This window comes from Paenibacillus sp. J31R30, from assembly GCF_059692115.1.
The window spans coordinates 114,935-135,603 of sequence record NZ_JCAUAV010000010.1 but is presented as its reverse complement, the minus strand read 5'-3'; the positions used below and the strand labels follow the sequence as shown (position 1 = coordinate 135,603).

Sequence of the window (20,669 nt, the reverse complement as noted above, 5' to 3'; positions counted from 1 at the left end):
ATGCATGAAAAAAAACCATCTTATAGGAGGATATTCCGATTAGAAAGAGGTGAAACCTATGTCAGATCAAGAACTAGATCATGAACTTACGGCGCACGAGTATCCCCGGGAAATTCCTGATTTCCAGTTTCTGAGCACCAAAAAGCCCGAAGAATGGACTGAAATTGAATTACTTCAGCTCCATCGGACGATGAGCGACTTATCTCCCTATTTACATGAGCAAGATACCGCCATGCACAATCAAATTACACGAGAAATGGAGCGTCGCGGCATCTGATGGACTGCAGACTTAGTAAACACAAATGTTGCTTTATTAGCTGTGTTCCTTCATAATGAGATTGAAACTACATAATTTTTAGGAGGTATTTATTCAATGGCACATCAACTACCCGCTCTTCCGTACGCAAACGACGCTCTTGAGCCACACATCGATGCAAAAACAATGGAAATCCATCACGATCGTCACCATAACGCATATGTAACAAACCTGAATGCAGCTTTGGACAAACACCCAGCTCTGCATGACAAATCCCTTAATGACCTGATCGCTGATCTTAACAGCCTTCCTGAAGATATCCGCACAGCAGTTCGCAACAATGGTGGCGGTCACGCTAACCACTCCCTATTCTGGGAAACAATTGGACCAGAAGCTGGCGGCGCACCTACAGGCGCTCTAGCGGCTGCGATTGACAGCGAGCTTGGCGGCTTTGATAAATTCAAAGCAGATTTTGCTGCTGCAGCTACAACACGTTTTGGCTCTGGCTGGGCTTTCCTAGCTGTTGACAAAGCTGGCAAATTGAAAGTATACAGCTTGCCGAACCAAGACAGCCCGATCATGGAAGGCGAAACGCCGGTTCTTGGTCTTGATGTTTGGGAGCATGCTTACTACCTGAACTACCAAAACAAACGCCCTGACTACATCGCAGCTTTCTGGAACGTTGTTAACTGGAACGAAGTTGGCAAACGTTACGACGCAGCGAAGTAAATCTGAGAGACTTTTAGCTCCGCTAAAAGATCCCTATATGATGTGAAAAGCGACCCTCTCGGGTCGCTTTTTTGCGTTCTGTGGGCCTTATCCTCAGAGCGCTTATTCCCTTTTCGGATTGGGTCCGTATTGATTATCGTTGTAGTCACTATCCTGACAGAAGAATACAAGCAAAATAATGGGACCAATCAGGGGAATTAAGCTAAGCAGCAACCACCATCCGCTTTTACCCGTGTCATGCAATCTACGAAAGGCTACGGCTAGAGAAGGTAATAGGACTGCTAAAGAATAAAGACCTGACAAGAGCTTATCTATTCCGATAATAGACTCGACGATAGCAATACCAATTGAAATGATAATATTGAAAAGCACGAACATCCAATATTCCTTCCGTCTTGCTCTGCCTGAAAAGCCTACATAATTCGTTAACACCTTTAAATACCATTCCATCTGCAACGACTCCTTTTCTTGTAGTCACCGAACAGTGTCCTTGGATATTTAACATTCTCCCATTCATATTCCAGTTTGAAGAGTCTCATACATCTTTTCCATTGCAGCTAGGTTCACTTTCTCTTTTCTCTTTACGCCGGCAAAATCAAGTTGTAAGATACTGGTATAATTAATCTACAGCTGAAAAGAGTTGACGAGCCCTTGACCATCGTACCGTTACTTCAACATGTCCCCTTGTTTCAAGAGCTTTCGGAAGAAGATCTGATCGGGATTGCCCCTTTATTTACGGAAAAGAAAGTAAAGAAGGAAACCATACTTTTTGAAGAGGGCGACGTTGGTGAGGAATTATTCTTGATCCATACTGGTGTTGTGAAAATATATCGTCTGGACGAGGCCAAAGAGGTCACGCTAGCCTTGTTCCGGGATGGGGATTTCTTCGGGGAGATGTCACTGCTTAGCAGCGGGATGACTCGCTCGGCCACGGCTGAAACGATGGCGGCTAGCACCCTCTATGTGCTCAACCGAACAGACTTCACTTTGTTCATGGAAAAGAGCCCTAGGCTATGCCTAAAGCTCCTGGAAACGACCATGCAACGGCTGCGTCATGCCAATGATCAAATCTATGATTTAACATTCCTTGGGGTTCGCTCACGTATTATTAAAACAATTCTTCGATTGTCCGAGCAGCACGGAATCACTACGCCAGACGGTCTTCTGATTGATGTTAAGCTGACTCACCAGCAGTTGGCCAACTTAGTTGGCACAGTAAGGGAATCCGTCACGAAGGTATTGCAGGAATTGCTGGATGACGGGCTCATACACATTGATAAGAAGTTAATCACGTTAAGGAATATTGAAGCCATTCAGGCCGAAATTCGGTAGTTATTGTGGTACTACAAACTACAGGTGCTAGTGCTAATGGCTAAGCCTCCATTCGCTCCTGCCATTCCTTCATAATCCGTACGAACACATTCGGAAAGGCATAGTTTTGAAGATCATCTGGGCCTACCCAACGATAGTGGAACGGGATCCATTCTTCTCCCGTGCTTGGCCGATTGGCGTCACCGAGCTTAGCGCGGTATACCTTCATTTTCCATACAATATGGCTGAAAATATGCTCGGTATCCATGAACCACTCTTCGGGTTTAATCCCAATTTGCTCCTGCTCCACAAGTTTCACCCGAAGCTCGGACATGTTGTCCTCATCGGATTGCCACCCGGTTGTCGACCACTCAATATGCGGGAGCTCCCACATCCGTGCGAGCAGCCCTTCTTGCGGACGCTGTCTGATCAACCATTTGCCTGCATGCTCTCCCGTTCCTTCAATGAAAGCCACTGCCCGCAGCTCTGGACGGGGCGGTTTGGCTTTCTTTTTGATTGGCAGGGCTTCTTCCATGCCAGCTTCACGCGCCGAACAGTGTGCCATAACAGGGCACGTCAAGCAGTGCGGCGATCTCGGCGTACACACCATGGCTCCCAGCTCCATGAGCGCTTGGTTAAAGTCGCTTGCGGTTCCCTCCAAAATGAGCTCGCGCGCCAGCTTTTCCATGATCGTCCTCGTAGACGGCTTCATAATATCTTCTTCGATGAGAAAATAGCGTGAAAGCACACGCATCACATTGCCATCGACCGCAGGCTCTGGCTTATTGTAGGCGATGCTCAGGATCGCGCCTGATGTGTAGGGTCCGACACCTTTGAGCGCGGAGATTTCCTCTTTATTCGCAGGGACAACACCGTCGTAGCGTTCGTGCACTTCTCTAACGGCTGTTTGCAGATTTCTCGCTCGCGAGTAGTAGCCGAGCCCTTCCCACGCTTTGAGCACATTTTCCTCTGGCGCTGTGGCCAAAGCCTCAACGGTTGGAAATTGATCCACGAACCGATGGAAATACGGAATCACTGTATCCACGCGTGTTTGCTGCAGCATCACTTCGGAAATCCATATATAATAAGGGTTTTTACTTCTTCGCCAGGGTAAATCACGTTTATGTGTCTGGTACCAATCCAAGAGGTTCTTGGAAAAATACATCTTCTGTTCTTCGCTGTACATGAGCTCTCCTTCTCTATGGGGCACGTTCAAGTTATAATGGATGAATGGACATGGTACCATTATACGAGAAGTGCGGAACATAAAACTAGAGGTGAATGTATGCAAACGTCGAAGCAAGCTGATTTGACTAAAACGGGACAACAACAATTAGAAAATAAAAGAAGAGATTGGCTGCGCGAAGCAAAGGGTCTGATTCCCCTGTTGTTCATTTGGGGCGCCGAGTGGGTGTTTAGTGCTGGAGTTGATTTCGCCATCTACTGGCGCGATTTGGATTGGTTGAAGCAAGCGGCTTTTATCACTGCAGTGGTGGCCAGCTTGATTCAGATCTGGGGGATGCGTAAGTCCTTAGGTGCCGGAGATACCAAGGCAAATGAGGCTTCCGAGCGCACAGGATGGGGGCATCCGATTCTCCTGGTGCTGCCTGGAGCCATGCTTATTGCAGCCGTGGCTTTTTTAGAGGCGATTGGCGCGGTGAATCCGCTGTTTGCTCCTATCTTGCGAGCGTTTCTACTCGCGATCGGGTTCGTCCAGGTCGGGCTGCTGCTTGGCAGATCCCTGGTTTATGTGGGGTTGTGGCTTTTCGTGCTGACCGCGGTGATGGGCGTGTGGTATTTGGGTTACTCAGGTGTCATTCTAGAGGGAATGGGCGGTATCAGCCTGCTCGTGAGCGGTTATATGCTGCGGGTTTGGGCGCGTTAGGCTTGGAAAACGAGCTTAACCGCCTGCTCTGCGCGATAGGCTCGGAAAACGAGCTAATGTTCGCCTGCCCTTCTTACTCACAGCTGCTCCACAATGGCATAGGCGGCAGCCATCGATTCCGTATGCGTGATGCTGATATGGATGCGGTGGCTGCCTTGTAGGCCTGCTCGCAGAAGAGCATCTTCTTTCACTTGGCAGACCGGTTTCCCTAATGAATCCGGCAATACTTCAACATCTTGAAAACCAATCTGCTTCCCAATCCCGCAGCCGATGGCTTTCACGATCGCTTCCTTCGCTGCAAAACGACCGGAAACAAACTCCGCGAGTCGTCCACGGCGTTTCTCCGCCAACTCTCGCTCCGCCGGCGTCAGAATCCGCTCCAGAAACCGATCGCCTGAAGATCCCTCTAACATTTTGCCTATCCGCGCAATTTCTATTAAATCCGTTCCGACCCCAATGATCATCGCTAAATTGGCCTCATTTCTACTAACGATACGCTTTGCGTACAATTTAACCGATTCCTCGGTCAAGGTCAAGGGAAAGGGCGTACACAATGTCCATGGCTTACGTGGAGGTAAGTAAGTAACCCTATTTTCAGCTCTTATGTCATTCTCCAGCAGGCGTTATACTAGGCTTAGAAATTATAGCTGGGAGGCCATCATAGTGAAAATCATGCCACTGGAAAGACGCGGGATTTCAAACAGTCGAATTGTTTTCGGATGTATGGGATTAGGCGGAGATTGGGCTGGAAATGCATTAACCAAGGAAGATTACATCACCGCCGAGAAAGCAGTAGAAGCCGCATTATCGATTGGCATTACCATGTTCGATCATGCTGACATTTATAAAAGAGGGAATTCCGAGACCGTATTCGGTCAGGTGCTCAAGAATAGACCTGATTTGCGCGACCAAATTATTTTGCAGTCGAAATGCGGAATTCGCTTTCAAGATGAGCAGCATCCGCAGCGTTTTGATTTTAGCAAAAATCACATCCTAAGCTCCGTCGATGGTATTCTCGGTCGTCTAGGCGCCCAGCACATCGACATTCTGCTTCTGCATCGCCCAGACCCGCTTATGGAGCCTGAAGAAATTGCGGAAGCTTTTAATACCCTGCGCTCTGCGGGTAAGGTTCGCCATTTCGGCGTGTCCAACATGACTTCCGCACAAATGCGCTTCATTCAAAACTCCTTGCCTGAGCCGCTTGTCGTGAACCAATTGGAGATGAGCTTGGCACGCTTGGATTGGGTTGAGCAAGGCATTCTGGTGAATCAAAAAGCCGGAACAAACATTAATTTTGCCGATGGTATCCTCGAACATTGCCAAATGAACGACGTACAAATTCAAGCATGGGGGCCACTTGCCAAAGGTAAATTCTCGGGTCGTACGATTGAGGATGCACCTGACACCGTTAAGAAAACGACCGCGCTTGTTCAGAAGCTGGCCACTGAGAAAGAAACAACGCCAGAAGCCATCGTACTGGGCTGGCTCATGAAGCATCCGGCTCGCATCCAGCCGGTCATCGGAACTTCCTCCGCGCAGCGTATCATCGCTTGCGAAGACGCGGTTCGCATCGCGGACAGCATGACGCGCGAAGAGTGGTACACGCTGCTTGAAAGCTCCCGCGGAGCGCGTATGCCGTAGCCGTTGGATTTAAAAATAGACCTGAGGCGATGCCTCGGGTCTATTTTTTATGAAGTAGATCGGATTATGTTTCAATAGGTATCATAACGGTGAATTCAGGATCTTGCGAGTACGGGTCCTGCTGCATAGGATATTCTTCAAAATGAGTTACGACACTTTTATTCAGCCTATAACCCGAATTCTCAATCCAAGTAAATATATTTGTATAGGTATCTTCAATACTTTGTCCTCTTGTATGCTCACACTTCACATAAGTTAACGTAGGAATATGAATCGTTATCATGCCTTCTGGAATGTCCCCTACCTGTTCAACCTCAACAACGGCATAATGCGTAAATCTACCCTCCGTGACATGATAGGACAGACCCAGTAACGTTTCAGGATGTAGAATGTGAGTGATCTCTTGTAAGCGATCCTTCATTTCACATTGAACGATCCGTATACCTCCTGCCCCAGCCTCAGCAAATGTGCCCTCCCATCTCATCCCCACTGCATGAAAAGACGCTTTCGTGACAAGTACATACTCATTCGTGAGTTCCACCGTATCCGCCTCCAAAATAGTTGTTGAGGTAATGAATTGCCTAACTACGACCACTCCTGATTGTACCATATATTTACAAATTAAGGGCATTTTACGCACAAAAAAAGCCCCTTGATGGGGCTTTTCAACATGTCGCTTAACGTTCCACTCGCGCTTAAGCCATAGCCTTAAACCCCTGGAATCGGAATCCGCTTGTGCTCCGTTTTCAAATACTGCTTCTCCAGCTTCACTTGCACAGCTGGATCAATTTGCTTGCCTTCGAGGTAGTCGCTATTATCACCATAGGTGATGCCGAGCTCTTCCTCGTCGGTTTGCCCGTCCCAAAGCCCGGCTGTCGGGGCTTTGTCCAGTACGCTTTGCGGCACGCCGATCTTCGCCGCAAGTGAACGCACTTGACGCTTGTTCAGAGTGCTCAGCGGCGTAATGTCAACCGCACCGTCGCCGTACTTCGTGAAGAAGCCGGTGATCGCTTCAGATGCATGATCTGTGCCTACGACGATCAAGCCCAGCTCAAAAGCCAAGGCATACTGCATGACCATGCGTGTACGCGCCTTGATGTTACCTTTGCCGCCGCGGCTCACATGCTGGTGAACGCCGATATGCTTGAGTCCGTACTCGACTTCGATGGCAATCTCGTCGACGGACTCCTCAATGTTGTTCTCGATTTGGTATTTCAAATCGAAGGCCTTAGCCACAGCGTAGCTATCTTCGATGTCGACTTGCTGCCCATAAGGCTGGAATACGCCAACGGTTTTGTATTCTTTGCCTTTTTCCGCTGTCAGCTCGTCCGTTGCTTGCTTACATAGCCCTGCCGCCACCGCGCTATCGATACCGCCGCTGATTGCGATCAGCAAGCCGCCCGCATGCGCGCCAAGCACATAATTTTTCAGGAAATCCACACGTTTGCGGATCTCTTCATCAATATCAATTTCCGGTTTAACGCCGAGTTTTGCGATAATTTCAGCTTGTAAACTCATGCAACTCTCCACCTTTTATCTAAATTTTGGAATGATGCCTTCTTTAAGATTTAGTATAGACTTTCGGTCTTCAAATTTCAAAGTGTAATCCGTAGTAGTTACACTACCCACACCCATTAGTCCGAATTTACCGAACTAATCTCACCATGCGCGTCAAATAATCTGGATTAGTCCGAAATCGCCAAACTAAATCGACCTAAACAGCACTCGTCGGCGGAAAGTGGGTGAATAGTTCGGCAGAATCGGACTATTGCTCCATTGTAATAAGGAATCCTCCTATTAATTCGGAGATATCGAACTAACGCAGCTTCCGGCGAAGTTTTTCCGACTAACCTCACCTTACTGGAGCCCTGCTCACTCCTCAGCGCGAGTCATCACATAATAAAAAGCCCACCTGCTCATCAGCAGGTAGGCCCCTTTATGGTTCCTTGCTTGTATTATTTGCAATATTGTTCAAAAGCACCAATCAAATCGCCAGCGATCATATCCGCGGAACGATCTTCGATTTGGTGACGTTGAATGAAGTGAGCTAGCTCACCATTCTTGAACAACGCGATGGATGGGGATGATGGCGGGTATGGCGCCAAGAATTCACGCGCTTTTGCCGTAGCATCCTTCTCTTGACCAGCAAATACCGTGTATGTGTAAGTTGGAACTGTTTCGTTCTGAAGAGCTTTCGCTACACCTGGACGACATTGACCAGCAGCACAGCCACAAACGGAGTTCACGACAAGCAGCATCGTGCCATCCTTGGATTTTTCAATCGCTTCCTCAACTTGCTCTGGAGTTAGAAGCTCCGTAATACCCAGACGAGTCAAATCTTCTCTCATCGGTTTAACCATATCTTTCATGTATGAATCAAAAGACATTGCCATATGTGCCACCCCTTAGGATTTAATAGTTACTCTTAAAACGTAATGACTACAACTTATATTATACATCCGATAACGGTGAAAGCAAAGTCCAATGTCCCAACTTCGTGACAAAGAAATAAAGCGAAAGCTGTTAGGCTTCCGCTTCATCATTCTTTTTACTGGTGGTAGCTTCGGCCGTCACAGAGGCCACATTCTTATCCGCATGGGTAAAAATTCCGCTTTGCGGCGCGACGCCCTCTTCAAAAATCTCCCGATTCTCGGCGCTTTGGAAGCCGACATCCTTAAAGGGATGAACCCACTGATCCCCCGCCATTACCTCGGGGTTCGTATCGGATGTCCACTGCTCCAGTGGCGAGTTGTCGGATTCATAATCATGATCACCGATGGTGACGCCGTATTCATTTACAAATGGTGCACGCGGTCCGCGTCCCTGCTCAAACTGCGGCAAAAATTCGATTTCGTAGGGATCGAGCTCGCTCTGGTCCTTGGATGTCGTGGTCGACTTCTTCTGATCTTGACTCATGTGGATGGGCGGTTGGGACCGTCCAGTTTTTTATCGACGTAGCCCTCTTTACTTGCAGGTGATTTGGCGCGTTCTTGGTTTTGCTGTTCTTGCTGGATTTGCGTTTTGGAATCGTTCTGACTCATATCCATCAGCTCCTTTCTGCCCGTAGTATGTGACAAAATAGGAAGAAACATTCCAATAATCATTAGGAGTAGATTCAGCAACTGACCAGGGCTGAGATACACCGTAGTTGGCTCAGCAGAAGTAAAATAGCTGGCTATCATCCCCACTGCGCCGCCATACAGCAGCGTATATTTCAGCAGCTTACTCACTCCAAGTTCCGTCGTCGAACGAGCTGTCCATACCTGCTGCCACACGATTAACGGTAAAAGTAACATGGCTAGATACGCATGGTTCGGATGAAACCGCGACACTGTACCTTCAACGCCAATGCCCCAAGGCAACGTGGTTGGCAGCCCGAAGGTAGGTGTCAATGCCGTATACAGGAAGACAGCCGATGCAGCGCCTATCGCGAAAATATCAAGTAGAAGCCGCCAAGCGATACCCTGCTTGCGCACTTTGTAGGCTAGATAGATATAGGCCAGTACGACGCCTAAAATAATCTCCATACTGGAGCCTGCTGTAAGAAGCAGCTTCATCGGACTCTCCCAAAGCAAGGATGGCTGCGTCAAGAGACTGCCCAAGCGCCAAGTAAAAAACACGATCAGAGCACTGTTAAGGAGTAGATCATCTATACCCTTTACGTTTCCACGAATGTGGGTAGACTCCGCATGCTCCACCCGGTTCACTTGCTGCAAAGCTCGTCGCATCAGCCAGAATCCGAACACACATGCTAATAGCAAAGCGACTAGTTTACCCTGCAATTGCAGCGGTCCCAATTGTACTACATCAGGCATACATAACCTCCGACTCTTGTTCCTAATCCTACATCTCTTTAACCCTCTTAAGTTTCGACATCCTGCCTAATATTTCCTGGGAAATTTGCTGAAGACCTGAGGGGCTTGTCTAAATATCTCGAACTAACGGAACGACCATGCGCTGCTTCCTATTTCCCCACAAAAGGAAACAATAGCTTCTGATTCTCGTTCGTATACATATTCTCTTTGGTAATGACCTCCGAGCCCGTATCTACAATTCGTTTGACGGATTCGCCGCGATGCGCCTGGAGGGCCGTTTTCACAGCTAAATAGCCCATGTTAAATGGCTTCTGCACAACGGTCCCTTGCAAAATCCCCGACTCTAGGAACGAAATTTCATTCATCGAACTGTCGAAGCCCACAAGCTTAATCGCTCGGTCGGGATCCAGCTCCTTCAGCGCACGCGCCGCACCCATCGTGGAAGGCTCATTCAGGCCAAATATGCCGCTGATATCGGAATGCTCCCGAAGCAGCTCCTTTGTCAGCTCATACGCCTTATCCTCGGACCCGTTACTATACAACGTATCTAGCAGCTTAACGGAAGTATCGCTTTTCAGACCATCTCGCACCCCATTTTCACGATCCATCTGGGTGTTCGAGGTTTTCACAAAACTAACGATGGCATAAGTTGCTGGTCCCTGCACATAACTCTTCATCGTTTCCACCGCTTTGCGGCCTGCCGCGTAATTATCCGTCGCAATAAAGCTCTCGGAAACACCGCCCGCAAGACCCGAATCGACCGTGATCAGCGTAATGCCTGCATCGATCGCACGCTGTGCAACGGGAACGAGGCGATTGTAATCCGTAGCAGCCAGAATGATCGCCTTAGGCTTCTCAGCTATGGCTTGTTCCACAAGCTTTATCTGCTCATCGATTTGCGACTCGGATGCCGTCCCTCTGATCTTAATCTCCGCATTATACTCTTTCGCAGCTGCAAATACACCTTGATTCAGCACCTGCCAAAATTCCACATGCGTATCAATCGTTTTCGGAATCAAAATGATTGATTCGTTCTTCACGCTCAGGCTCTTAGCGACGACAAAGACCCCCAAGATCAGAACAAGACCAACAGCTGCCGTTATCACGAGCGTGCCAACTTTTATTTTCAATGGAACACCTCACTTCTAGCCTTCACTTTGATCAGACATGGAACGGCATCTCAGGGAACGTGATCGTAACCGTTGTGCCCTCTTCCAGCTCACTTTCGAAATGCAAGCCGTATAGCTCCCCGAAATACAACTGGATGCGATGATTCACATTATGCAAACCAAAGCCTTTGCCTGATTGTGGTTGATGGGTTTTCATCTTCAAAGCCTTCAACTGCTCCTCGCTCATCCCAACCCCGTTATCCGTCACTTTCAGCTCAATAACACCGTCCCGCTTCCGCCCCGTTATCCGGATATGCCCTTTTTCCGGCAAATGCTTCATGCCATGATAGATCGCATTTTCGACCAACGGCTGCAGCACGATTTTTAAGCTGCGATCCTCCAGTAGATCCTTATCCACTTCAATGTCATACGTAAATTTATTGCGATAACGGATGTTTTGTATCGTTAAATAGTTTTCAATATGGGCCAATTCCACGCTGATGGGAATAAGCTCCTCACCTTTGCTGATGCTTGAACGAAGCAGCTTGGACAAGGCAGAGGTCATCGTCACAACGTCATCGACTTTCCCCATCTCGGCCATCCAGATAATCGAATCCAGCGTATTGTATAGAAAATGAGGCTGAATCTGCGCTTGCAACGCCTTCAGCTCGCTAATCCGTTTGACTTCTTGATCCAGCACCGTCTGGCTCATGAGCTCTTTGATTTTGCTAATCATCAGATTAAACGTCCGTGACAGCTTACTGATCTCGTTCGCACCTTCCACATCCACGCGGATGTCGAAGTTGCCCTTCTCGACCTGCTTCATATGCACTTCCAGCTGCTTAATCGGTTTGGTCAACGTAATCGACAACCAAATCGAAATCGCCAGTGCAATAATGAGTGCAATACCGCCCCACATGGCGGAGGTAAGCTGCATCTCTTTTTTGTTCCCGCTCAAGTCGCCCGCATAGGTCACGCCAATAATCTTCCAACCAAAATTCGTTGTGCGCACGGTATAGATCTTATTTTCATCCGATGCCACCGTCTCGAACGTACTGTCCTTAGCCTGCATCAGTGCTCGGATATCCTCCGATTTCAAGCCGGAATAGAGCAGCTGCTGCTGTGGATGGTAGATCAGATCGCCGCTTTGATCGAGGATGAAAACATAGCCCCGTTGGCCCAACTGAATTTGATTACATAAATCATTAATGAGGTTAAAGTTCAGGTCAACAAGCAGCACCCCGCTTGCAGCCCCAGGCAATGGATTCGGCATCTGTTTGGAAATCGAAACGACCCATTTATATTCATTTTGATACACATGCTGGACATGGGAGGACGAAATCACGATATCCCCCTTGCTCCTGCTCGCTTTCGTGTACCATTCCTGTGAAATAAGCTCAGCGTAAGGCTTAAATTCCGGTGACACCCGATCCGATACAACGGCGCCATTCGAACCGATGAACACTATGGAAGCGATATCATTTCGCGATGCGACGATGGTACTGAAATAATTGCTAATTTGGCGCTCCAATTGCTGCGCTTCTGTATCCTGCGGATTTTTCAAAGAGAGATATTGCTTCAGATCCGTGTTGCTCAACGAAAGCGTAGAAATACTCTCCATATTGCCGATATAGGTTTGGATATTCTTATTGACCTGCTCGATCAACTGATTCGTATACGTCAGCGAGGCATCCGTAACAGCGACCGTCGAGAGTCGATATGCGCTATAGCTGAGAATGACCGTTGTACATAAAATTAAACAAGAAAAGGCCAACGCGAATTTAGTATGAATGCTTTTGAATTGAAAGGCATGGAGGACACTTCTCATAAGCTCAGCCCAGCCTTGTTGGCGGCTCTGAACTCCTTCGGCGTCATGCCCGTATGTCTTTTAAAAATAACACTAAAATATTGCGGATCCCCATAACCGACCTTGGCAGCAAGCTCATATGTTTTGAGCTGTGTGGTGGCCAGCATTTCTTTGGCTTTCTCCAGGCGGTAACGGGTCACATACTCGATAAAGGTTTCTCCTGTATGGGGCTTGAATAAGGCACTGAAGTAGCTCATGCTCATATAAATATGATTGCACACCTGTTGCAGCGAAAGCTGCTCATCGGCATAATGCTCGTGAATATAGGCAACAGCCGACTCCAACTGCGCCCCCGACACATGCGTACGCTTTTCTGCCAGCCGGTCAACGAAAGTTAAACAGATGCCCTCTAGCCAGAGTCGCACATCATGCAATGTTTTGCGCGTGTAGAGTTCCATGAACGAATGATCACCCAGCACATCATCTTCATCCAGCCCGGTCTCCACCCCAGCATTCATCAAAGCGACGAGCAATTTGTGCAGCTTGCCGTAACAAGTCTCCATCGGACACGCCGACTTCTTCAAATCGTCAATCCAATCATGCAGGGTTTGGGAAATGACGCCCTTTTCCCCTGTTTTGATGGCCGAGATGAGCCTCTTCTCCATCCTCATATAGCTGGTATTGTCCAAGCTGCTGCCGAACTCCATATCCCCGATGGCAATAATTCGATTATTTCCCAGCAAAAAGCGATAATCTAGCGCCGTAAGCGCTTCCTGAAAAGCCTTCGGCAGCTCCTGTAGTCCCTCGTACATGCGGCTAATGCCGACCGTGACCGTCATCCCCAAATATTTCTCAATACTATATCTCGCCTGTTCGGCCAGCGTCTGACATATAACCTCTACCTGCTCTTGGTGACCCGATACCAGTCCTACGAGCTTATCATCACGGGTTCGGAAAACCGTACCGCCATGCTCTTTCTCCACGATTTCATGCAAAATATTATAAGCCGCAAATCGCAGCAGCTCTTCTTCCGCTACTTGGTCGCTATACAGCTCCCGCCCAAAATCTTCAATATCCAGCGCCAGCACCGTATGTCCCGCTCCGTTCAATTGTAGACCAAACATCGGCAGCTTCCGCTCGATCTCTTCTTTCCGCATGCCGGACGTGACCAACCGCTCCAGAAACCGCTCACGCAGCAGCGGCATGCTCTCTTGAAACTGGCGGCGGAGGAAGGTGATATCCTCGCGCTGCTTACGCTCCTCATCCAGTTCCGCGCACAGCTTTTGCAGGAATTCGGTGAATTCTGCGCTGTTGATCGGCTTCAGCAAATAGTCTTTAACCTTCAGCTTGATCGCTTGCTTCGCATAATCGAAATCCTCGTAACCGGTTACAATAACAACTTTGATGGTGCGATATTTGGCAACGATCCGTTCTGTGAGCTGAAGTCCGTCCATGAACGGCATGTTAATGTCGGTGATGACGACATCCGGCTGCAGCCGCTCAACCGCCTCATAGGCGTCCCGGCCGTTATCGTAATCGCCAACAAGCTGGAAACCGCAGGCTTCCCAGTTCGTCTTTCTCTTAATGCCTTCTCTGACTTCATCCTCATCATCAATCATGATGATTGTGTACATATGTGTTCACCTCTGGCGAAATCGATTTAGGCTCGTCTATGTTCGGGTATATGTGTATTGTACATACCAGCCCCAAGAATTGGCAATAGAGGCTGCCCGTGGGGGCGCAGCCTCTAAGTTCTATTCGTATAGGAGTGCTTTGATTTCCGCTGAATCAATGTTCGTTTTGTCGTACCAGTGGAAGCCTGTGTCGATATTTTTCGGAACTGTTTCGCCTTTAATCGCTTGCACAGCTGCTTTCACGGACCAATAACCGATACCGATTGGATCCTGTGTAATCGCGCCAGCCATTTTACCGCTGCGAATGGCATCCATTTGTTGTTTACCGGAGTCGAAGCCGATCACGACGATTTTGCCGTCTTTTTTGCTTTCTGTAATCCCGTTAATAACCCCAATAGCCGCACCTTCGTTAGAACCGAAGATTCCTTTAATATTCGGGTGAGCTTGGATAATCGCTTTGGACAAGTCCGTTGCTTTCAGTGGATCACCGCTGTATTGCGTATCTACGATTTTGATGTTTGGATATTTCGCTTTGATTTGGTTCACGAAGCCATCTCGGCGATCAACACCCGTACGGCTCGTTTGGTCATGCACGACAAGGGCGATTTCGCCTTCATTGCCGATGAGTGCAGCCATTTTATCAGCAGCGAGTGATGCTGCGGCTTTATTATCCGTAGCGGCAGTCGTTACCGGGATGTCGCTATCCACACCAGAGTCGAAACCGATAATCGGGATTTTGCTCGCTTTCGCCTTCTCTAGCAGCGGCGATGCCGCTTTGCTGTCAAGCGCAGCGAAAGCGATAGCCGCAGGCTTTTTGCCCAGTGCCGCTTGCAGCATTTCAATTTGCTTATCGACTTGTGTTTCCGTTTCAGGACCTTCAAACGTGATCTCCACATTGAATTCCTTCGATGCTTTCTCAGCACCTTGCTTAACCGCTTGCCAGAACTGATGCTGGAATCCCTTGGAGATGACAGGAATGTAGATCTTATCTGATTTCACGGCTGTTGTCGTTGTTCCTGCAGTTGATGTTGCTGTTTTCGTAGAAGTGGAACCACATGCACTCAAAACGATAGCGGATAGTAAGATTAACGATGACGCTACAGCAAATTTCTTAGTCCGTTTTTGCACGGTTGATCGCCCCTTATTCCTAATTTGGTTTGTATAGGACTCCTTATGGAGTAAATACCAAGGTTATTTCTTGCGACGGCGCATCATATCTGCGTAAACCGCCAACACTATCACGATACCTACAATGACTGTCTGCCACTCTTGCTTCACGGATAAAATCCGCAGTCCATTCGTCAACACGCTCATGATCAGCGCTCCGATGACCGTTCCAAGGATGGAGCCCTTGCCCCCGCTGAGGGAAGTTCCCCCAATAACAACGGCTGCGATCGCTTCCAACTCATAGCCAGATCCGAGTGCGGGCTGTGCGGAGTTGAGCCTGGAGGCCATCATGATACCGGCAATTCCGCTGAACACGCCTGTCAGTGTGTAAATCACGATTTTCCAATAGTCGACGTTGACGCCTGAGAGTCTCGTGGACTCTTCATTGCTTCCTAGGGCGAAGTTGTAACGGCCAATAATCGTTTTGGTCAAAATAATGCTGGCCACAATCGCGGCTCCGAAGAAGATGAGTATCGCGTTCGGAATTCCACTGATGATCGAGCCCATTGAAATTTGGGTAAATGCTGGCGTGTCGTTAAAATAAATCGGTTTCGCACCTGAAATAACAAGCGATAAGCCCTTCGTTACCATCATCATGGCGAGTGTCGCGATGAAGGGCGGAATTTTCATTTTGGCTACGAGCAGCCCGCTAATGAGACCGCAAATCGCTCCGGCGAGAATGCCTCCGAGTATGCCGAGCGGCATAGGCAGCTGCCACGTCGTGATAATCACACCGGCCATCACGGCGGAGAATGTCATGACCGTTCCTACGGCCAAGTCGATACCGGAAGTAATGATAACGAACGTAGAGCCTAAGGCCAGAACCCCGATAACGGCGGTTGAAAGCATGATCGCGACTAGGTTATCGAATTGGAAAAAGTTGCTCGACGATAAAGAAAAGATCAGTACGAGCATGATCAAGCTGGCGAATGCCAACAGCTTCTGGGCAGCCCCGCTTTGTTTAGACAAGGTGGGAACAATTTTTCTCTGTGCAAGCCATGTAGACATGGGACTCCTCCTAGCTGATCCGCATCGTAGCGAATCTCATAATAGCTTCTTGTGTTGCTTCCTGCTGTGTGAGTTCTCCGGTTATGCGTCCTTCGCACATGACCATAATGCGATGGCTCATGCGCAATATTTCAGGCAGCTCCGAGGAGATCATAATGATCGATTTCCCTTGTGCGGCGAGATCATCGAGCAGCTTGTAAATCTCTGTTTTGGCTCCCACATCGATCCCCCGCGTCGGTTCATCGAAGATGAGAATATCGCAGTTGCGGTGCAGCCATTTGCCGATAACGACCTTCTGTTGGTTACCGCCGGATAGGAATTTCACCTGTTGATGGATGGTCGGCGTTTTGATTTGAAGCGCTTCCACATAGTGCTGCGCTGTTTGAGCGATAACGCCATCACGCATCCAGCCAAAAACCCGCCTAGCCTTCCGATACGATGCGAGTGCGATGTTCATCTTCACATCCATGTCCACCATGAGCCCGTAGCGCTTGCGGTCCTCGGATAAGTAGCCGATACCGTTCTTCACGGCATCATGCGGAGCTTTGATGCTAACATCGCGCCCATGAATGCGAATGTTGCCTGAGTCGATGGCGTCTGCACCAAAAATCGCCCGCGCCACCTCCGTGCGCCCTGCTCCCATGAGGCCTGCGAAGCCAAGTATTTCTCCTTTGGCCAGATGGAAGGAAACATCCTTCACCGCTGAGCCGCGGTTTAACTTGGAAACCTCAAGCACCATCGTCTGTGAGGTGTTTGTCGCTTGCTGGTTCGGACTGACGTAGAGCTCCCGGCCTACCATCATGGAGATAATCTGATCGATCGATGTCGTCTCCGTCTGCACGGTATCAATATAGCGGCCGTCACGCATCACCGTGATGCGATTGCTAATGCGCTTCAGTTCCTCCATCCGATGCGAAATGTAGACAATGCCAACTCCGCGGCTGCGAAGCTGATTGATGATACGGAACATCTCCTCAATCTCAGCGTGGGTTAGCGCGGCTGTCGGTTCATCCATGATCAGCACCTCGGATTGAAAGGACAGCGCCTTCGCGATCTCGACCATTTGCTGCTTAGCTACTGTCAAATCAGCTACCAGCGTCCGGGGATCCAGTTGAAGGTTCATCTGGTCCATGAGGCGCTGCGCTTGTTCGTTCAGCTTTCGTTCATCTACGAAAAGCTTGAAACTATGTCGCGGCTCGCGTCCGATGAAAATGTTTTGCGCTATCGTCAAATCCGGCATGAGATTCAACTCTTGGTGAATCATCGAAATGCCTAGCTGCTGTGCTGCTCTTGTATGAGGGATGCTCACTTCGCGGCCTTTGATGAATATACTTCCTTCATCCTTCTGATACACACCCGTGGCAATTTTCATCAACGTCGATTTCCCTGCACCATTCTCACCGACTAACGCGAGTACCTCACCAGCCGCTAAAGTTAGTTGGCATTGATGCAGCGCGTGAACGCCAGGAAAATGCTTCTCAATCCCTTCCATCCTAAGCAAAACTTCTTCACTCATCGTCTATCTCACCTCGTACCCCAGATCGGTTATGTCTCTTGCTTATGAGTTCATTCTACCTGCCAGAAGCTGGAATGAGAGTGGATAAATCTCTTCAAAAACGTTGAAAATCTTCTGATTTGGGGAAGGGCGTAAAACGGCGAGCTCCATTGGACAAATCCAATGGAATGAGTAAAATGGGCGGAAAATTCATCTTTATATTGGATAAATCCAGTGGTATAGCCCAATTCGGGGCAAAAATTCGGGGAAACGGAACTACGTTCCTCTATTTCTTCGAAAACAGCCCATTCCTGCATTTAACGGAACGTTGTTCCGCTATTGCACCCTAAATCAGCTACAAAACAGCTGTTTTCGAGAAAATAGAGCCCTCTCGTTCCGTTTCTCGATGATTTTGCTTGTTTTGGGGCGAATAGGGGAACCACGTTCCGCAAACAGTTAGTTTAGTGAAGCTGCTGGATCATAGCCGGCCGACCGTACTTCAAAGCCAAAAAGCCCCTCACCAGGAGGGGCTTTCCGCTTTCCGCTTACTACCCAAGCTGCTATTCAGCCGCTTGACCGTTCAATTTCTCTTTGAGCAGGTTCAACTGCTCATCCACTTTAGCTTGCTTCGCTGTGTCGATCGGCGTGTAGCTGCCTACAGTACCTGCGGGTACGTAAGGCTTGCGAGCGATCTCAGCTTCAACTTCAAGCTGGATGATCTTCTCTTCCATGCGTTGGAAGCCGCGGGATGCGCTGCCGCTTTCGATCACACCGTTGTAGGAAACTTGTGCCATTTGCTTTTTCGCTTTCGCCAATTGAGCGCGGGATACTAGCTCGTTGCGTTTGTTGCGCATTTTGTAGAACTCATCTTTCATTTCGTGCAACTGCTGAGTAAGCTCATCCGCATGTGCTTTAGCAGCAGCGTGAAGATCTGTGTACTCAACAATTTTATCTTCGTGGTACAACTTCTCTTCAACAGCTTGACGAGCAATCGCTTCTTGACCGTTCTTGATGGCTGCGGAAGCTTTCGCTTCGCGGTCAGACACTAAACGAACGGATTCTTCAAGACGCTGCTTCAGCTTGCGCTCACTTGCGATTTGGCGAGCAACCGTTACTTCTGCTTGAGCAATTTCTTGCTCCATATCGCGAAGATATTGGTTCAACATCACGATTGGATCCTCAATTTTATCTAATACCTCGTGAATTGATGCTTTCGTCATATCTTTCATTCTTGTAAATACACCCATGGTTTACACGTCTCCTTTTTTACTATCCAATGTTTGTTTTTCAAATCTAGCGACTTTGGCTCTTAGTTCATCTACTTCTCTTTGCAGTGCTTTTTTCTCAATGTCTTTCATCATCTCATCGATGTTGTTCGTCGTTTCACTAACTTCATATGGTGCATAGCTACCCGCTCTCTGAGGAGCTTGGTGGTGATTGTGAGATTTATGATGGTGGTGGTGATTGTGGGATTTATGATGATTCCATGACCCACCTGAATAGTTTTGACGACCATACGAGCCTGCATAGGGATCAAATGGGGGCTGATCAAACCCAGGTTCCTTCGGAATAACAATCGCCGCTACAAAGTAGATGAAAATGACGGTGCCTCCGGTGAAAAACGTGGTGATCACGACTAGTAAACGTAATAATGTGACATCTACATTCATGGCTTCTGCAAGTCCCCCGCATAGGCCCGTAAGTTTCTTATCTCTTCGTGAGCGATATAGTTTGTTCATGATCCTGTGTTCCCTCCTGTTTCAGTCTATTGCGAAGTGCTTCCATCTCCGCATCTACGGCCGGGTTGCCCCCGCTGTAAAAGCTTTCGCGACCCATTCGGCGGACATCGCGAAGTGTTCTGGCATGCAGCTCCATATCGGATACGCGCTCTTCCAATCGGCCGAACATCCGCGGTGCCCCATCTTGTGTGACACTGCTGCGAGCATGCAAACGCTGCTGCAAGCGGGCGGACTCCATACGAGCCAAGTAGTAGCTGCGTTTGTCTGCGACTTCTTTGTAATCGGCTTTCAGTTGTTGAAGCTCCTCATCCAGTTCAAGGATGGACTGCTTTGCCTGCTCATACAGATCATGATATTGCACGCTTTTCTCTTCAGCTTGCAGCTTCTCTTGCAGCACGATTCGTGCCATGTGCTCTTCGCCTGCCTTCAAGGCTAGCAGCGCTTGATGCTCACGCTTTTCTTTCGTTTCAAGTGCGGTTAAATATTGCTGCCGAAGTGATGCTGCGTGACTCACGCATTGCTGATACAGCCTCTCTGACTGTTGAAGCTGCTCACGTTGGGCTGCTAAGTATTGGTCAATCAAGCGTACTGGATCTTCTGACTTCTCTAAATGCTCATTCAAAGTTGCCACGGTTATATCTCTCATCCGCCTAAATAGGCTCATCTTCACTCCACCTTTTTCACACTCTGTATTCGGTTCCTACCTTTACATTACGCCGTTCTTCCTTTTAACATTGAAAATCCATAACCGATTAACCCGATCGCCAGAAGGATAATGATCCAACCTGCTAGCTTACTAACTAGAATGATTATCCCGATACCCGCAATAACCCATCCAATTTTCTTATCGTTCTTAATCCCTAGGTAACCCAGTCCAACCATAATGAGGGGAATGACATATCCCATCACCGAGCCTATAAAGTCTCCTAAGTGAAAGCCTAGCTTATTGAATAAAATCAGTGCGCCGAATGCGATTAGCAAAGCGGCAAGCCCTGTATTTCTTTTCATCGTTTCGTCACCGCCTTTCGTTGTTGGCTGTTGTCTTGTTCATGTCTTTATTGTAGGTAAAATCG

At 48.4% G+C, this 20,669-nt stretch carries 23 protein-coding genes; 5 read left to right on the top strand and 18 right to left on the bottom strand.

Going from position 1 to position 20,669, the window contains the following annotated elements; genetic code table 11:
* The first annotated feature begins 58 nt into the window (after window positions 1–58).
* Together yfhS and AC58QO_RS25995 are read left to right on the top strand one after the other, a co-directional pair.
* Window positions 59–277, top strand: coding sequence for a mother cell protein YfhS (gene yfhS, locus AC58QO_RS26000; RefSeq protein ID WP_497257385.1), 219 nt, complete (start codon window positions 59–61; stop codon window positions 275–277).
* Window positions 278–373: 96 nt separating this feature from the next.
* Entirely contained in the window at window positions 374–985 is a 612-nt protein-coding gene (locus AC58QO_RS25995; RefSeq protein ID WP_236288187.1) for a superoxide dismutase, read from the top strand.
* A 102-nt stretch (window positions 986–1,087) separates the two neighbouring features.
* Here the strand turns inward: AC58QO_RS25995 and AC58QO_RS25990 are convergent, their stop codons facing one another.
* On the bottom strand, window positions 1,088–1,435 hold the full coding sequence (locus tag AC58QO_RS25990) for a DUF805 domain-containing protein (RefSeq protein ID WP_497270648.1): 348 nt from the start codon (window positions 1,433–1,435) through the stop codon (window positions 1,088–1,090).
* Between the two features lie 201 nt (window positions 1,436–1,636).
* Here AC58QO_RS25990 and AC58QO_RS25985 point away from each other — a divergent pair, with 201 nt between their 5' ends.
* Window positions 1,637–2,317: a Crp/Fnr family transcriptional regulator gene (locus tag AC58QO_RS25985; protein ID WP_497270647.1), complete on the top strand. Its 681-nt coding sequence runs from the start codon at window positions 1,637–1,639 to the stop codon at window positions 2,315–2,317.
* 40 nt (window positions 2,318–2,357) lie between these two features.
* Here AC58QO_RS25985 and mutY read toward each other — a convergent pair whose 3' ends face one another.
* Complete coding sequence (gene mutY, locus AC58QO_RS25980) at window positions 2,358–3,482, bottom strand: A/G-specific adenine glycosylase (RefSeq protein WP_497270645.1); 1,125 nt, start codon at window positions 3,480–3,482, stop codon at window positions 2,358–2,360.
* A gap of 99 nt (window positions 3,483–3,581) precedes the next feature.
* On the opposite strand from mutY, the gene AC58QO_RS25975 reads away from it, so the two are divergent.
* Complete coding sequence (locus AC58QO_RS25975) at window positions 3,582–4,181, top strand: hypothetical protein (RefSeq protein ID WP_497270643.1); 600 nt, start codon at window positions 3,582–3,584, stop codon at window positions 4,179–4,181.
* 77 nt (window positions 4,182–4,258) lie between these two features.
* On the opposite strand, the gene acpS is transcribed toward AC58QO_RS25975, so the two are convergent.
* Entirely contained in the window at window positions 4,259–4,645 is a 387-nt protein-coding gene (gene acpS, locus AC58QO_RS25970) for a holo-ACP synthase (protein WP_497270766.1), read from the bottom strand.
* Between the two features lie 199 nt (window positions 4,646–4,844).
* Here acpS and AC58QO_RS25965 point away from each other — a divergent pair, with 199 nt between their 5' ends.
* Window positions 4,845–5,822 carry an aldo/keto reductase gene (locus AC58QO_RS25965; protein ID WP_497270641.1) on the top strand — a complete coding sequence of 326 codons (978 nt, stop codon included), beginning with the start codon at window positions 4,845–4,847 and terminating at the stop codon, window positions 5,820–5,822.
* 64 nt (window positions 5,823–5,886) lie between these two features.
* On the opposite strand, the gene AC58QO_RS25960 is transcribed toward AC58QO_RS25965, so the two are convergent.
* From AC58QO_RS25960 to AC58QO_RS25890, 15 genes are all read right to left on the bottom strand, one after another.
* Window positions 5,887–6,453 (bottom strand): GyrI-like domain-containing protein, encoded by a 567-nt coding sequence (locus AC58QO_RS25960; protein ID WP_497270764.1) that lies wholly within the window; start codon window positions 6,451–6,453, stop codon window positions 5,887–5,889.
* A 77-nt stretch (window positions 6,454–6,530) separates the two neighbouring features.
* Window positions 6,531–7,340 carry an NAD(+) synthase gene (gene nadE, locus AC58QO_RS25955; RefSeq protein ID WP_497270640.1) on the bottom strand — a complete coding sequence of 270 codons (810 nt, stop codon included), beginning with the start codon at window positions 7,338–7,340 and terminating at the stop codon, window positions 6,531–6,533.
* Between the two features lie 437 nt (window positions 7,341–7,777).
* Window positions 7,778–8,215 carry a BrxA/BrxB family bacilliredoxin gene (locus tag AC58QO_RS25950; RefSeq protein ID WP_068665909.1) on the bottom strand — a complete coding sequence of 146 codons (438 nt, stop codon included), beginning with the start codon at window positions 8,213–8,215 and terminating at the stop codon, window positions 7,778–7,780.
* Window positions 8,216–8,345: 130 nt separating this feature from the next.
* Complete coding sequence (locus AC58QO_RS25945) at window positions 8,346–8,738, bottom strand: DUF3905 domain-containing protein (protein ID WP_497270638.1); 393 nt, start codon at window positions 8,736–8,738, stop codon at window positions 8,346–8,348.
* Window positions 8,735–9,637, bottom strand: a complete 903-nt coding sequence (locus AC58QO_RS25940; RefSeq protein ID WP_497270636.1) for a hypothetical protein — start codon at window positions 9,635–9,637, stop codon at window positions 8,735–8,737. The genes AC58QO_RS25945 and AC58QO_RS25940 overlap by 4 nt, the downstream gene beginning before the upstream one ends.
* Before the next feature lie 149 nt (window positions 9,638–9,786).
* Window positions 9,787–10,767 carry a substrate-binding domain-containing protein gene (locus AC58QO_RS25935; protein ID WP_497270634.1) on the bottom strand — a complete coding sequence of 327 codons (981 nt, stop codon included), beginning with the start codon at window positions 10,765–10,767 and terminating at the stop codon, window positions 9,787–9,789.
* Between the two features lie 31 nt (window positions 10,768–10,798).
* The gene (locus AC58QO_RS25930; protein ID WP_497270632.1) at window positions 10,799–12,574 is read right to left on the bottom strand and encodes a cache domain-containing sensor histidine kinase; all 1,776 of its coding nucleotides are present in this window, start codon (window positions 12,572–12,574) and stop codon (window positions 10,799–10,801) included.
* A complete protein-coding gene (locus tag AC58QO_RS25925; protein ID WP_497270630.1) occupies window positions 12,571–14,187 on the bottom strand; it encodes a response regulator in 1,617 nt (538 codons plus the stop codon). Before AC58QO_RS25925 ends, AC58QO_RS25930 begins: the two co-directional genes overlap by 4 nt.
* Before the next feature lie 120 nt (window positions 14,188–14,307).
* Window positions 14,308–15,315 (bottom strand): ABC transporter substrate-binding protein, encoded by a 1,008-nt coding sequence (locus tag AC58QO_RS25920; protein ID WP_497270628.1) that lies wholly within the window; start codon window positions 15,313–15,315, stop codon window positions 14,308–14,310.
* A 63-nt stretch (window positions 15,316–15,378) separates the two neighbouring features.
* Window positions 15,379–16,362, bottom strand: coding sequence for an ABC transporter permease (locus AC58QO_RS25915; RefSeq protein ID WP_497270626.1), 984 nt, complete (start codon window positions 16,360–16,362; stop codon window positions 15,379–15,381).
* Between the two features lie 10 nt (window positions 16,363–16,372).
* Window positions 16,373–17,878, bottom strand: coding sequence for a sugar ABC transporter ATP-binding protein (locus tag AC58QO_RS25910; protein WP_497270625.1), 1,506 nt, complete (start codon window positions 17,876–17,878; stop codon window positions 16,373–16,375).
* A 539-nt stretch (window positions 17,879–18,417) separates the two neighbouring features.
* Window positions 18,418–19,104, bottom strand: coding sequence for a PspA/IM30 family protein (locus tag AC58QO_RS25905; protein ID WP_497270623.1), 687 nt, complete (start codon window positions 19,102–19,104; stop codon window positions 18,418–18,420).
* A gap of 3 nt (window positions 19,105–19,107) precedes the next feature.
* Window positions 19,108–19,596, bottom strand: coding sequence for a PspC domain-containing protein (locus AC58QO_RS25900; RefSeq protein WP_497270621.1), 489 nt, complete (start codon window positions 19,594–19,596; stop codon window positions 19,108–19,110).
* The gene (locus tag AC58QO_RS25895; RefSeq protein WP_497270619.1) at window positions 19,565–20,260 is read right to left on the bottom strand and encodes a PspA/IM30 family protein; all 696 of its coding nucleotides are present in this window, start codon (window positions 20,258–20,260) and stop codon (window positions 19,565–19,567) included. Before AC58QO_RS25895 ends, AC58QO_RS25900 begins: the two co-directional genes overlap by 32 nt.
* 47 nt (window positions 20,261–20,307) lie before the next feature.
* Window positions 20,308–20,604, bottom strand: coding sequence for a LiaF transmembrane domain-containing protein (locus AC58QO_RS25890; protein ID WP_057314263.1), 297 nt, complete (start codon window positions 20,602–20,604; stop codon window positions 20,308–20,310).
* Window positions 20,605–20,669: the final 65 nt, after the last annotated feature.

Coding starts and splice junctions, on each gene's coding strand:
- yfhS (WP_497257385.1), top strand. CDS start 59: ATGTCAGATCAAGAACTAGATCATGAACTTACGGCGCACGAGTATCCC.
- AC58QO_RS25995 (WP_236288187.1), top strand. CDS start 374: ATGGCACATCAACTACCCGCTCTTCCGTACGCAAACGACGCTCTTGAG.
- AC58QO_RS25990 (WP_497270648.1), bottom strand. CDS start 1,435: ATGGAATGGTATTTAAAGGTGTTAACGAATTATGTAGGCTTTTCAGGC.
- mutY (WP_497270645.1), bottom strand. CDS start 3,482: ATGTACAGCGAAGAACAGAAGATGTATTTTTCCAAGAACCTCTTGGAT.
- AC58QO_RS25975 (WP_497270643.1), top strand. CDS start 3,582: ATGCAAACGTCGAAGCAAGCTGATTTGACTAAAACGGGACAACAACAA.
- acpS (WP_497270766.1), bottom strand. CDS start 4,645: ATGATCATTGGGGTCGGAACGGATTTAATAGAAATTGCGCGGATAGGC.
- AC58QO_RS25960 (WP_497270764.1), bottom strand. CDS start 6,453: ATGCCCTTAATTTGTAAATATATGGTACAATCAGGAGTGGTCGTAGTT.
- nadE (WP_497270640.1), bottom strand. CDS start 7,340: ATGAGTTTACAAGCTGAAATTATCGCAAAACTCGGCGTTAAACCGGAA.
- AC58QO_RS25950 (WP_068665909.1), bottom strand. CDS start 8,215: ATGGCAATGTCTTTTGATTCATACATGAAAGATATGGTTAAACCGATG.
- AC58QO_RS25945 (WP_497270638.1), bottom strand. CDS start 8,738: ATGAGTCAAGATCAGAAGAAGTCGACCACGACATCCAAGGACCAGAGC.
- AC58QO_RS25940 (WP_497270636.1), bottom strand. CDS start 9,637: ATGCCTGATGTAGTACAATTGGGACCGCTGCAATTGCAGGGTAAACTA.
- AC58QO_RS25930 (WP_497270632.1), bottom strand. CDS start 12,574: ATGAGAAGTGTCCTCCATGCCTTTCAATTCAAAAGCATTCATACTAAA.
- AC58QO_RS25925 (WP_497270630.1), bottom strand. CDS start 14,187: ATGTACACAATCATCATGATTGATGATGAGGATGAAGTCAGAGAAGGC.
- AC58QO_RS25915 (WP_497270626.1), bottom strand. CDS start 16,362: ATGTCTACATGGCTTGCACAGAGAAAAATTGTTCCCACCTTGTCTAAA.
- AC58QO_RS25910 (WP_497270625.1), bottom strand. CDS start 17,878: ATGAGTGAAGAAGTTTTGCTTAGGATGGAAGGGATTGAGAAGCATTTT.
- AC58QO_RS25905 (WP_497270623.1), bottom strand. CDS start 19,104: ATGGGTGTATTTACAAGAATGAAAGATATGACGAAAGCATCAATTCAC.
- AC58QO_RS25900 (WP_497270621.1), bottom strand. CDS start 19,596: ATGAACAAACTATATCGCTCACGAAGAGATAAGAAACTTACGGGCCTA.
- AC58QO_RS25895 (WP_497270619.1), bottom strand. CDS start 20,260: ATGAGCCTATTTAGGCGGATGAGAGATATAACCGTGGCAACTTTGAAT.
- AC58QO_RS25890 (WP_057314263.1), bottom strand. CDS start 20,604: ATGAAAAGAAATACAGGGCTTGCCGCTTTGCTAATCGCATTCGGCGCA.